This window comes from Microcystis sp. M113S1 (assembly GCF_020246945.1).
Classification (GTDB): domain Bacteria; phylum Cyanobacteriota; class Cyanobacteriia; order Cyanobacteriales; family Microcystaceae; genus Microcystis.
This window is the reverse complement of the sequence record NZ_JADBSA010000163.1, coordinates 1-12075: the sequence shown is the minus strand read 5'-3', so window position 1 is coordinate 12075 and position 12075 is coordinate 1. Positions and strand designations below refer to the sequence as shown.

The window sequence follows — 12075 nt, the reverse complement described above, 5'->3', positions numbered from 1 at the left end:
CCGTTAAGCTTCTATGCTGCTTGACCCGTCACCATTACATTTTCAAGGGCGATATTTGTTCCGAGGTACAAAGGAGCGGGAGGTTTCCGTGATACTTTACGCGCTTTACCGCTTTCTGTATTCTAGCGAAATCCCTCGAAAGTGGAAAGGCTACCGCGTTAGTTTCATTTTGGTCGCGATTCATCTCCCTTTAAGCAAGGGCGGCTCTAACGGGAGTCCTCTCGCGACCTTGAGATAGGGGAAATTATAATCAAATCCGTCTGAGAAGGACGGGTTATTTAGATTAAAAACTGATTTTATTGTAATTTACTAGACAGTCTTAGGGGTGAATTTTGCTTGTCTATCAGTGAAGATAAATATCGTCGGCTGCGTCAGGAATTAATCGGGGGAATTTTTGCCCTGATTGTGGTATTTTTGCTGGGTACGCTTTGGTATCATCTGATCGAGGGTTGGAGTTGGCTAGATTCGGCCTATATGACGATTAGTACCCTCGCTACCGTCGGTTTTGGCGAAATTAATCCCCTAGGTGAACGGGGACGACTGTTTACAATGGTTTTGATCGTGATGGGAGTAATCACGATCGGTTATATTGTTAATCGCTTGACCGAAGCTTTAATTCAAGGCTATTTTCAAGAGGGACTCAAACAGAGACAGGAGAAACGCGTGATCGATCGACTATCGGAACACTATATCATCTGTGGTTTGGGTCGCACAGGCAGACAGGTGGCGATCGAATTTCACGCCGAAAATATTCCTTTTGTAGTCATTGATACAGACCCCCTACAGGTAAATCGGGCCAAAGAATTAAATTATATTGTTGTTCAAGGAGATGCCACCTTAGATAAATCTTTACAAATGGCAGGAATTGAACGCGCTATTTGTATTGTGGCCGCTTTAACTTCCGATGCGGAGAATTTATATACAGTTTTGTCTGCTAAAACTCTTAATCCGAAAATCCGCGCCATTGCTAGGGCCAGTACCGAGGAAGCAGTACAAAAATTACAACGGGCCGGGGCCGATGCGGTGGTATCTCCCTATATTACCGGCGGTAGAAGATTAGCGGCCGCAGCCCTACGACCCCAGGTGATGGATTTTGTTGATGGGATTTTAACCGGAACCGATCGATCGTTTTATATGGAAGAATTTTTAATCGATCCGAGGACTTGTCCCTGTGTCGGTTTAAGTCTTAGTCAAGCACATTTAAGATCTCGATCGGGGGCGTTAGTTTTGGCTATACGTCGGGCTGATGGTACGCTAATAGGGGGACCGACTGGCGATACGGAATTAATGGCCGGGGATCTGTTAATTTGTATGGGAACGGCCGAACAATTACGCAGTTTAACTCAGATTTTAATCCCTATGCGATCGGATGGTTTACGTTTACCGAAGCATTAGTCAGCAGCAATTTTTCCAGCCGATCAAACTTCACTGATCCAATCTTCCATTTTTAAATCAGGAACTTTGATAAAATCCTGATCGTTTCGGGTTAATAATACCAAATCGCGGGACAGTGCGATCGAAGCAATTTTCAAATCCATCGTTCCTATCCGCACTTTTTTCTTTTGTAGCCGCTCAAAAATCATCAGTGCTTTTTCATCGAAGGCTAAGACAGGAAACTTACTAAAATCCTGAAGAATTTCTCTTAATAAAGTATATCCTTTCAGGATTTCGGCGTTATTTTTGGCACGATTAATAAAAGTATGCGCCCCTAAAGTTTGTTCATGAAAACTAATTATTGATAGGGCAAAGTCTTGAGATGAATATCGAGCCATGCGAGATTTTAAGCGCTGAAAATCCTGCCGAGAGCGACGCTGTATACAACTGATATGATCGGTATCAAGTAAATATTTCATGATTCGGTCAGAATTTACCGCTCAATTTTGCCAGTTTGACGAAAAACACGCCCATATTCTAATGCTTTCTCAAAAGCCTCCTCATTAGAAATTGATCCAGAAAGATTATCTAACCAGTTTTCAGACGAAGATTTTTCAGTTTCTAAATCGACAACCCCCACTAAGTCTCTTGTCCAAGGATCAAGATCGCTTAAATCATCTGTTAGGGAATGAGAGGTAGTTTCTGAGGATACATTACTAGGATTAAATCGCTCTTGAATTCTGAAAATTATTAAACTGTAATAGGCTCTCAGTTGGGTGACTAAAGATTTGTCAGTATCTTGGAAATATTCGGTTATAGTACGATTAGAAAACGAGAGAGCATTCTGAGCAAACTTTTTAATTTGCTCTAGTTCTGAATCGGCAAACATATCAATAAACACATCTATCGTTTCTGAGAGAATCAGTGAACCTTCCACCACTCTGATTAAATCGGCTTTTTCTTCACCAGTCTTTCCCTCATTGATCTGAGCAAGGCCGATAAATAATTGATAATAGGCAGTAATTTGATTAGTAAATTGGTCTATATATCGGATTAATTCCAGTGCTGAATCCTCATCTCTATACTGTTTCCATACCTGAAACCATAGTTGATTAATTTGCACAAATATATCGGCTCTTGCTTGATAAGTTTTAGAGTTATCCTTAACTCGATCGAGTAAAATCTTAGTTTCCTGTAGTAAATTATCCAGTATTATCTGATCGAAATCGTTGGCAATTTGAGCAAGTTTATCGGTAATATCTTGTAGATTTTCTAACAAAATTTGCCCTAAATTTTCCCGTTCGACCGAACTTGGCAGACTATTCATCGTATTTAACGCTCCTAAGACTGAAGATCACACAGAAATGAGTAGTCAAAATCATCAGCCCTAAACCTCCATTGTAACAATTTTGGGGTCTGAAGGGGTGATTATAGTTACTATAGCCTCTGAGGGAGATAGATTGATTACTGTTCACTCTTAATTCCCCTGACTCGGAGACTACTGGTTCCTTGCTCCTCAATCCAACATCTGTGAGGAATTCAGAAATTGAGGATGAGATGTTAGTACAATCGGGGAATAGTAAAGGAAAAAACCCTATTTACGATGAGTCAAAATCCCAATTCTTCCTCGCGACCACTGCAGCCGCTGCCGGTTCCCTCCATGCCGATGCCTCCCTCAAAAATCACGGGAACCAGCACGGGGAAAACTCAAGAAATGAGCCAACAGGTGGCGACACCGACCCAAAACGTGCCGAATATGCCGCAAAATGGTCAAATTCCCGCCACAAGTCCTCCCAAAAATAGCGTTCCCAGTCAGGCTGCTTCTCCCCAAACCCCACCCCGGCCGGGTCGCGCTCCCAATCAACCCACCTTAGAACATTTGATCCGGATGGCCTTTGATCGGGGTTATTCGGACGTTCACTTGGGAGTTGGAGAAAAACCCCGGACGCGGGATCGTGGTGAAATGATCATTCTCGACTATCCCGAAATTGACATCAACACTTTTAATAGTTGGTTACGGGAAATTCTAGGAGAAGAAGAAATCCTTCGTTTTAAAAAAGACCTAGAATTTGACGGTGCAACTCAGTACGAATTCGCTAGAGTGCGGATTAATATCTTTGAAAGTCTGCGCGGTCCAGGCATGGTTTTGCGTCTGATTCCCATGAAAATCCTCACTATGGAACAATTGCGCTTACCGGCGGTGTTCCGGAATGTGTGCGATGTGCATAAGGGATTGATTTTAATCACCGGTCCGACGGGTTCAGGGAAATCCACCACCCTAGCGGCAATGATCGATTACATCAATAAAGAACAAGCCAAACATATTATCACCATCGAAGATCCGATCGAATTTGTCCATCAAAGTCGTCGCAGTTTGATCAAACAAAGGGAAGTGGGAATGCACACCCATGAGTTCGATAATGCCCTAAAAGCCTCTTTGCGGGAAGACCCAGATATTATTCTGGTGGGGGAGATTCGGGACAAATCCACCGTTAATACTGCCCTGAAAGCTGCCCAAACCGGTCACTTAGTCATGGGAACCCTGCACACCAACAGCGCCGTTAAAACCCTGGAGCGGATTTTAACTCTTTATACCGCCGAGGAACGGGAATCCATGCGGGTGGCGATCGCAGAATCCTTGGTTTGTATTATTTCCCAGGGTTTATGTCGCACCACCGATAGTAAACGGGCTGCTTTTCACGATATTCTCGTCAACACAGAAACCGTCAAAGATTACATTCGCAGCGGCAAAAATGACGAAATTATCGAATTAATGAAAGATGGCGAATATGATGGCATGATTACCACTAATCAATCTCTGTTTAACCTCTATCAAGAGGGACGGATTAGCGATGAGGTCGCCTTGGAAATGTCCCCGGTTCCCAATGAACTGGCGATGATGCTGCGGGGTAGAATCTAGAAAAACCCTGAAGGAAATTCTTGAGGGGTCAAGAGTTTAGTAATCTAGAAAAATAGAAGTTCCTATTTGTTCTCTACGGGAACCCCTCAAGTGACTACTTCCGCGATTGTGTTGCCCGATATTTTTAAAGGCATCGCCCTGTTTACCCCCGGGGGCGACCTGATTTACTGTATCGATCCTGATAAACAAACTCATTGGCATCTGAATCTCTGCGCTGCTCTCCAGTCCGCTTTAGGGTTGCCAGAACCCCCCCATTTTTTAGTTCCGAGTTTTACTGCTACCATCGACCGCTGGCGAGATCCCTATAGTCACCGTATTCATACTAGTGCCGAAGTCTATCCCCTTGTCCGTCGCTATCAGCCTTTATTAAATGCTATTTTCGCCACGGACGATCGAGCTTGGTTTACTGTACCTTGGCAGGAACAATCCTCTAATCCCACTATCTTAGAAACCTATCGTCAGCAGTTTCCCCAACTTTGGCAATCCCACGATCTGATTCTCCGTTATCAGGAGCGCCCCCCAACGACTTCGGGGATTAGTGCTGACTCTGACTATACTAACCCTAGTCCCAAGGGTTATGTTTTGCGGTTATTTGTCTCCGGTAATAATGCCAATACTAAACACACCCTAGAATCGATCCATCAGCTTCTAGAGCGAGAATTACACCATCCCTATACCCTGAAAGTGATCGATATCTCTAAGCATCCAGAACAAGCGGAATCTAATCATGTCTCTGCTATTCCCACTTTAGTCCGGGTTTGGCCGCAACCGGTGAAACGCATCATCGGCGAATTTGAGGATTTACCGCGAGTATTACAGATTATCGCCACTGCTTAGGGTTTAAAGACTTCTGACTCGATTCCTCGCCACCATTCGCCCAATTTCATTAAGTCTTGCTGAATATCATCCAATTCTTGGATATATTCCTGTTGGGAAAGACTGGTGCGACGTTCTTGCAGTTTTTTGAGACGCAATTGCACCAACAGCCAAGGCTTAGAAATACCGTTAGTTTCTTCGATATAGCGAGCGATGTCTTGACTATCCATAGTTTTTTACTGTTATTATCCTATATTTTCTCAAATTAACCCGAGAATCCTTTTTTTTAGTTGCAGAAGATTATGTTTGATTTTAGCCACTATTACCCCTACGCTGAATTAGTTTCTTTCCTGAAAAACCTAGCCTCATCCTATCCTAATTTAATTAGCCTCACCTCGATCGGTAAAAGCTACGAAAATCGAGATATCTGGTTAACTACCCTCACAAATCAAGCAACAGGCCCCTATTTAGAAAAACCTGCCTATTGGATTGATGCTAACACCCATGCGGGGGAAGTAACAGGCTCTGCCGTCGCTCTCTACACTATCTCTCATCTTTTGCGCCAATACGGTCATAATTCCCCAATTACCAGACTTCTTGACCATTACACTGTCTATATTTTGCCGCGATTAGCCGTGGATGGAGCAGAAAAATATCTCACCACTCCCTATATGTTACGATCGAGTATTCGGCCCTATCCCCACACGGATGAGAAACCGGGGCTATATCCTGAAGATATTAACGGCGATGGTTTAATCTTACAAATGCGCCAAAAAGATACCTGTGGCGCTTGGAAAATTTCTGAACAAGATCCTCGCATTATGGTGCGTCGCGAACCGGAGGAATTTGAAGGAACTTTTTACACTTTGCTCACCGAAGGTTTAATCCGCGATTACGATGGCTATAATTTTACCACTGCCCCCACCCTAGAGGGCTTGGATTTTAACCGCAATTATCCCGTTTATTGGGTTCCTGAAGGGGAACAACAAGGGGCCGGCAATTTTCCTTTTTCGGAGCCAGAAACCCGTGCAGAAGCCGAATTTTGGGCAAATAACACTAATATTAATGGCTTCGTTACCTATCATACCTATTCAGCAGTCATGTTGCGTCCCTATAGCACGCATCCCGATGAATATTTCCCCGTGGAAGACTTAGAAATGTATAAATATATTGCTGATAAGGGAAAAGCAATGACTGGTTATGAATGCGTTTCTGTCTATCACGATTTTCGTTATCATCCCAAAGAAGTGACTAACGGTGCCATGGATGATTACGGTTACGATCATTTTGGTTGGTATGGTTTTACGGTGGAGTTATGGGATGCACCCACCCAAGCAGCAGTGAAAAAAGATGATTATATTCAATGGTTTCGCTGGCATCCTTTTGAAGATGAATTGAAATTACAGCGTTGGAATGATGAGAATTTAGCGGGAAAGGGTTTTATTAATTGGCAAAGTTTTCATCACCCCCAATTGGGAGAGGTGGAAATTGGCGGTTGGGACTTTAAAAATGTCTGGCAAAATGCCCCAGAAAAGTATTTACCGGATTTATGTGAGAAACAATGTCAGTTTACTATTGCCCATGCTTTGATGTCACCTCTTTTAGCTATCTCTCGTCTTGATCTTAAGTCGGAGGGAAATGGTATTTATCATCTGGTTTTACAGTTGGAAAATCAGGGATTCTTACCCACTTATACCAGTAAAAAGGCACTGGAAAGAAAGATTGTTCGTCCCATTCAAGTCAAGTTAAATTTAGCCGATGAGGTGAGTTTAATAGTGGGAAAATTAGAGCAGGAAATCGGTCACTTAGAAGGGCGCTCAAATAAAGTATATAGTAGTCTTGCTCACGGTTTAGATTATCGCCGTACGGTGGAATGGGTGATTAAGGGAGTTTCTGGTCAAGAAATCGAGATCATCGCTATAGCTGAAAGAGCCGGAACAGTCAGACAAAAAGTGATTTTATAGAGCTATTTTGTTGGATAAAATTGTTAAATAAGTCTCGGGGGATTCTGTGGGTAAGACTCGCAATTTTTGGCTGCGAAGCTCCGGTTTTAATCCCAAAGCTTCTAAAGGAATTATTCCTAATAAATTGTTTTGACCTCCAGGTAATTCCAAACATTCAAAAGTCCCTTCCCGTCCCGCAATAATCAAGGTAGCATCGCGAAAAATTCTCGCTTTTCCTATGCCTTTAGCCGTAGCCACATCTACCTCTTTTAAAAGCTGTAAACCCAAGCGTGAGATTACTTCCGGCACCAGACAAAGAGTAGTTGCTCCCGTATCCACCAAGACATTTTCTAGGGTAAGAGAGCGAATTTGTTCCGGTGCGATTATACCATCCTCCGCACGAATTTGATCCGCGCGATTGATAACTGTAATGGTGGTGTAGATTTTGCCCATATCTTCTGCAATAATTACTGGCTCAACCATAAGATTACCCTCAATTCTACCTGCAATTATACCGGAATAATTGCCAACAACACTGTCTAGTAATTTTAATTATTAATCCGACCATCGGGCATAGTTGCACCGCGGAAGTTAACTCCCATCAGATTAGCACTCATTAACTCGGCACCAGTTAGATTAGCATTACTTAAATCAGCACCGATGAGATTTGCTCTAGCAAAGAAAGCATCGACTAAATCCGCTTCGCTGAAATTAACTCCTGAAAGATTAGCCCTTCTTAAGTCAGCATGATTCATTCTTGCTGCTTGAAAATTAGCTTGACTAAGATTAGCTCGATCAAATTTTATTTGAGTCATAGTTGCACTATGGAAATTTGCCTGCATTGCTTCCGTATCGGTCATTTTTGACCGCACTAAATTGGCTCCCGCTAGATTTGCCCCCACTAAACGCGCCCCGATTAAATTAGCCTCAGTAAGTAAAGCATCTTGGAGATTAGCATTAGTTAGATCCGCTTTTCTGAGGTCAACATTGCACAAATTAGCATCCTTTAAATTGGCTCCTACTAGATTTGCTCGCACCAGATCAACCCCTTTCATATTAGCCCCTTGCAGGTCGGCGCGGGAGAAATTAGCCCCTTGTAAATTAGTCTTATGATTTTTCTTTTCCTGACGCATATTTGTTCCCCGCAAACAAGCACCAGTGAGGTTAGCACCACTTAAATCAGCCCCCCGTAAATCCGCACCGATTAAGTTAGCATCAAGTAACGTCGCTAGGGTTATATCGGTATCACGAAGATTAGCCCCTTGTAGCATCGCTCCGTGTAAATTGGCACTGCGTAAATCTGCCCCATTTAAGTCAGCTTGGTTGAGACTAGCACCGCTTAAATTAGCTGTCACAAGATTAGCTTGAGCGAGATTAGCCCGGTTAAGATAGGTAAAGAGAAGATTGGCTCCGTGCAGATCTGCTTCATTTAAAACAATGCCAATTAAGTCAGCACCAACTAAATTAACTCCTGGTAATTTTAAGCCACTAAATTGAGTTTCTCCTGCGGCATAACGTGCAATTAATTCGTTGGGTTTCATAGGTAGAATATCCAGATAAATTTGGGTAAAAAATCAAAGAATTTTTTGTAAAGTTTGCACCAGAATACTGGCGGTTTGAACGTTAGCATCCGTATCCATTTGGGTTTGAGCAATATTGTATAGTTGAACTTCGATATCCTGGAGGGATTTCCCACTTTGGATGAGTTGTTTTAGTAAATCTTCTAGGGTATAACTTCGCAGAGTTGACCAATCTTGACCGCTCCGATCCCAAGGATGAAATAGGAGCGAGAAAATCAATATTTTGGCTCGTAAAGGATTAGCATACTGGAAAATTTCTAAACGAATTTCAAAGGGGTCGTAGGCAGGAATTTGTGGGAAATTACTGGGGTTGTTATTTGAGGAAGCCGGCTCGGCAAAGGGCAATTCCATGACTAATTGCGGTTCATTTAGATTGATGATCGAAGAGGAAAAATCCACAGGGTCACTTCTAGAGGTGGAGAAAGATGTGGTTTTAGCCGCAGAATCAGAATCATTCTTTAGATCAACTATTTGAGTGTTGAATCTTTGACTTTTTGACTCATTATCCTCTTCTTCGTCATCGTTATCAGTATCGTAGAGATGCTCTAGCTGCGTAAGAATAATATCGGCTAGGGCTAGGTAGAGAGCTTTTTTATTAATATTTTCGGCAACTTGCCTGAGAGTTTGTCGCAAGCTTAGGAAATTGGGATTGTTTCGCTGAAGTTCTAAAACAATATTTTTTAAGCCATAATTATTAATCACCGCTTGATCGTTTTCCCAACGATTTTTACAAGCGGCAAACATTAATTTTTGAATTCTCGCCGTCTCTCGATGATTTTCTATTCCACTAACCACCTGTCTTAATAAATTATCTTCCTCGTTGTTGACATCATTATTAACGTTGGTGAAGCTAGGGTTAACTTCCGGTTCCACTGGTAATAATTGATTGTCGTAGGCGGCAGCAATATTACTATATAATTGACTGATTTGCTCGATAATAACCGTGGCTACTCCCAGATACACTTGAGGACGATTGAGGGTTTTAACTAATTTATAAACAGAAAAAGTTAATTGTTCTTTATTGGTTTTGAGTTGCACTAACTCCTTCACCAAGTCTTCCATAGCCACACCGTTCAAAATATTAGGCTCATTTTCCCAATATTTTTTACAGATACAAAAGATTAATTTTTTGATCCGTAATTTTTCCTCGTGGCTGTCGAGATAGCGAACTACATCATTAAAAACGTCGATGGATAATTGCATAGTAACCTCTGATCCGAGAAAGGAGCCAGCCTCGCACGCCTCTACTATAGCGGTATGCTATTGGTCTCTCGCGAGTCAGCTTGCCAGAATATATAAGTTATTCCTCGCTTTTAGTGCGTGAAAATATCCTAACCTAAAAGCGTGGCACTATTGAGTTGGGGTTGCCGGATCTGGTCCCTAAAATTAGCAAACGATTATTTTTTCGCCTTTCTCGTTTTTAGTACAAATGTTCGGACAAAATCGGAGTAAAGTCTTTAAGTTTAGACGACCGATGCCCGATAGGGTTAGAGTAATCAGGGAGAAACTGATTTATCGAGAGGCCATATCATCCCATGCTAGAACTCTACCAATTTGAATTATCCGCCTATTGTGAGAAAGTCCGTCTCATCCTTGACTATAAAGGACTTGCCTATAAAAAAAGGGACGTGGTGCCAGGGGTGGGACAATTGGAATTATTCCGTCTTTCCGGACAGCGACAGGTTCCCGTCCTCAAGGATGGCGATACTTATATTGCTGACTCGACGGAGATTGCTTTTTATCTCGATCGCAAGTATCCTGAAAAACCAATTATCCCCACAGATCCCCTACAACGGGGTCAATGTTTATTAATCGAAGAATGGGCCGATGAATCCCTGGGATTAAAAGGAAGAACCGCTTTTCTCGGCGCTTTTGCCCAAAATCAAAACTTTCGTACCGCTTTTTTACCCCGGGAAACTCCCGATTTTATGCGCTTGTTGCTGGGTTCTGTGCCGGGGGAATTAATTGATATTTTGGGGGCGGGTGTAGGTCTGGGAAAAGATGCTATCAATACAGCGAAAAAGGGGCTACAACAGGATTTAGAAGCTTTGAACCTCATTTTAACCAATCGTCCCTATTTAGTCGGGGATCAGCCCACTTTAGCCGATTTAGCCGTGGCGGGATTAAGTGTACTGCTTCAGTTTCCCCAGGGTTCCTATCTCAACTTACCCAGGGAATTGCAAGGCAAGGGGATTCCAGGGTTAGCCGATAATAGCGCCTACGAGGGCTTTTTTGCTTGGCGCGACCGTCTTTATAGTCAATACCGTCAAACTATCACCCCGGGAAGTTCCACCCCTCCTATCGATTCCCCCAACTCCATCCAGATTGAATAGCAGCGCTTGACTAGGGTGGTAGGGTGTGGGGTGTAGGGTGTAGGGTGTGGGGTGTAGGGTGTGGGGTCTGGGGAGAATAAATAAAAGCAATCTACTGATCACTGATCACTGATTACTGTTAAGATTCCCGTAAAACGTAGCCCACACCACGCACGGTATGAATGAGGCGTTTTTGACCACCAGCCTCCATCTTCAGGCGTAAATAGCGAATATACACCTCAATAACGTTTGATTCTCCTTGAAATTCGTCTCCCCAGACATTTTCGAGAATTTTATCCCTCGATAATACTTCTTTGGGGTGAATCATGAGGTAGCGCAGCAGTTCAAATTCCTTCATCGTCAACTCAATATTTTTGTTTTTATAGGAGAGACGACGACTGGCTAAATCTAATACTAAGTCACCAAAACGCAATTGTTCGGGGATAATTTCCAGAGGTTGCAGGTAAAAACGGATTAATTTGAGAAAATATGGCGAATTATAGGGTTTGAGAAAATAATCGTCGGCTCCCGCTTCCAAACAGGCCAGACGTTCTTCTAGGGTTTCTTGAGATACTAACAAAATAATATAAACGCGACTTCCCTGGGAACGTAAACGACGACAAAAATTCACACCAGCCTCCGCTGCGAGGAAGCGATCGAGTATAATTATCGCTGGCTGACAACTTTTCACTTCTGGGAAAGCCATATCAATGCTAGGCACGATCAGGGGACGATAACCTGCTTCTTTCAAGTCCGCACTAGCTAGTTTAGCGATATTCTCCTCAATTCCCACCAAGAGAATTGAAGAACTCGGAACGGATGTACTCATAAATCAGAAGCGGTAAAGAAATAGGAAAGATAGGGAGGGGACTACCTAATTTTGACACTCTCGCCGTCAAGCTAGGCTGTGACGGGAGATTCTTGCTTCTACTCCTCTTAACTAGACACAATCGGAAGACTATGCCCCCGTCAGACCGAATCCACAAGCGTTTTAGTTTAACATCTACCGACTGCCCGGCGGCGGAAGGCTCTGAATTTTATTTGTGGGCAGAATTGACCTTAGCCGTTAAGCTTCTATGCTGCTTGACCCGTCGCCATTACATTTTCAAGGGCGATATTTGTTCCGAGGT

Annotated in this window: 12 protein-coding genes; 5 read left to right on the top strand and 7 right to left on the bottom strand. The window is 42.9% G+C overall.

Annotation, left to right across the window (positions count from 1 at the left end):
- The first annotated feature begins 336 nt into the window (after positions 1-336).
- Positions 337-1395, top strand: coding sequence for a potassium channel family protein (locus tag IM319_RS08340; RefSeq protein WP_125732212.1), 1059 nt, complete (start codon positions 337-339; stop codon positions 1393-1395).
- 23 nt (positions 1396-1418) lie between these two features.
- Here IM319_RS08340 and IM319_RS08335 read toward each other — a convergent pair whose 3' ends face one another.
- Both IM319_RS08335 and IM319_RS08330 read right to left on the bottom strand, forming a co-directional pair.
- Positions 1419-1853 carry a type II toxin-antitoxin system VapC family toxin gene (locus IM319_RS08335; protein ID WP_002803173.1) on the bottom strand — a complete coding sequence of 145 codons (435 nt, stop codon included), beginning with the start codon at positions 1851-1853 and terminating at the stop codon, positions 1419-1421.
- 14 nt (positions 1854-1867) lie between these two features.
- The gene (locus tag IM319_RS08330; RefSeq protein ID WP_287735272.1) at positions 1868-2701 is read right to left on the bottom strand and encodes a hypothetical protein; all 834 of its coding nucleotides are present in this window, start codon (positions 2699-2701) and stop codon (positions 1868-1870) included.
- Between the two features lie 276 nt (positions 2702-2977).
- On the opposite strand from IM319_RS08330, the gene IM319_RS08325 reads away from it, so the two are divergent.
- Positions 2978-4294, top strand: coding sequence for a type IV pilus twitching motility protein PilT (locus tag IM319_RS08325; RefSeq protein WP_287735270.1), 1317 nt, complete (start codon positions 2978-2980; stop codon positions 4292-4294).
- A gap of 90 nt (positions 4295-4384) precedes the next feature.
- Positions 4385-5131 carry a circadian clock KaiB family protein gene (locus IM319_RS08320; protein WP_286826478.1) on the top strand — a complete coding sequence of 249 codons (747 nt, stop codon included), beginning with the start codon at positions 4385-4387 and terminating at the stop codon, positions 5129-5131.
- Here IM319_RS08320 and IM319_RS08315 read toward each other — a convergent pair.
- Positions 5128-5340: a hypothetical protein gene (locus tag IM319_RS08315; RefSeq protein ID WP_287077952.1), complete on the bottom strand. Its 213-nt coding sequence runs from the start codon at positions 5338-5340 to the stop codon at positions 5128-5130. The two genes, IM319_RS08320 and IM319_RS08315, sit on opposite strands and share 4 nt — an antisense overlap.
- A gap of 72 nt (positions 5341-5412) precedes the next feature.
- Here IM319_RS08315 and IM319_RS08310 point away from each other — a divergent pair, with 72 nt between their 5' ends.
- Complete coding sequence (locus tag IM319_RS08310) at positions 5413-7074, top strand: M14 family metallopeptidase (protein WP_287675138.1); 1662 nt, start codon at positions 5413-5415, stop codon at positions 7072-7074.
- Here the strand turns inward: IM319_RS08310 and IM319_RS08305 are convergent.
- The 3 genes from IM319_RS08305 to IM319_RS08295 form a co-directional block, all read right to left on the bottom strand.
- Positions 7069-7536, bottom strand: a complete 468-nt coding sequence (locus IM319_RS08305; protein ID WP_287077954.1) for a retroviral-like aspartic protease family protein — start codon at positions 7534-7536, stop codon at positions 7069-7071. The genes IM319_RS08310 and IM319_RS08305 overlap by 6 nt on opposite strands.
- A gap of 65 nt (positions 7537-7601) precedes the next feature.
- Positions 7602-8594: a pentapeptide repeat-containing protein gene (locus IM319_RS08300; protein WP_287735269.1), complete on the bottom strand. Its 993-nt coding sequence runs from the start codon at positions 8592-8594 to the stop codon at positions 7602-7604.
- A gap of 33 nt (positions 8595-8627) precedes the next feature.
- Entirely contained in the window at positions 8628-9836 is a 1209-nt protein-coding gene (locus IM319_RS08295) for a hypothetical protein (RefSeq protein ID WP_287735268.1), read from the bottom strand.
- Between the two features lie 332 nt (positions 9837-10168).
- Between IM319_RS08295 and IM319_RS08290 the strand changes: the two genes are divergently transcribed.
- Positions 10169-10966 (top strand): glutathione S-transferase family protein, encoded by a 798-nt coding sequence (locus IM319_RS08290; RefSeq protein WP_287735267.1) that lies wholly within the window; start codon positions 10169-10171, stop codon positions 10964-10966.
- A gap of 118 nt (positions 10967-11084) precedes the next feature.
- Here the strand turns inward: IM319_RS08290 and nblR are convergent, their stop codons facing one another.
- A complete protein-coding gene (gene nblR, locus IM319_RS08285; RefSeq protein WP_286826484.1) occupies positions 11085-11774 on the bottom strand; it encodes a response regulator transcription factor NblR in 690 nt (229 codons plus the stop codon).
- Between the last annotated feature and the right edge of the window lie 301 nt (positions 11775-12075).

Bases quoted from the DNA above. Each gene is read 5' to 3' on its own strand.
- IM319_RS08335 (WP_002803173.1), bottom strand. From the start codon at position 1,853: ATGAAATATTTACTTGATACCGATCATATCAGTTGTATACAGCGTCGC.
- IM319_RS08330 (WP_287735272.1), bottom strand. From the start codon at position 2,701: ATGAATAGTCTGCCAAGTTCGGTCGAACGGGAAAATTTAGGGCAAATT.
- IM319_RS08325 (WP_287735270.1), top strand. From the start codon at position 2,978: ATGAGTCAAAATCCCAATTCTTCCTCGCGACCACTGCAGCCGCTGCCG.
- IM319_RS08315 (WP_287077952.1), bottom strand. From the start codon at position 5,340: ATGGATAGTCAAGACATCGCTCGCTATATCGAAGAAACTAACGGTATT.
- IM319_RS08310 (WP_287675138.1), top strand. From the start codon at position 5,413: ATGTTTGATTTTAGCCACTATTACCCCTACGCTGAATTAGTTTCTTTC.
- IM319_RS08305 (WP_287077954.1), bottom strand. From the start codon at position 7,536: ATGGTTGAGCCAGTAATTATTGCAGAAGATATGGGCAAAATCTACACC.
- IM319_RS08300 (WP_287735269.1), bottom strand. From the start codon at position 8,594: ATGAAACCCAACGAATTAATTGCACGTTATGCCGCAGGAGAAACTCAA.
- IM319_RS08295 (WP_287735268.1), bottom strand. From the start codon at position 9,836: ATGCAATTATCCATCGACGTTTTTAATGATGTAGTTCGCTATCTCGAC.
- IM319_RS08290 (WP_287735267.1), top strand. From the start codon at position 10,169: ATGCTAGAACTCTACCAATTTGAATTATCCGCCTATTGTGAGAAAGTC.
- nblR (WP_286826484.1), bottom strand. From the start codon at position 11,774: ATGAGTACATCCGTTCCGAGTTCTTCAATTCTCTTGGTGGGAATTGAG.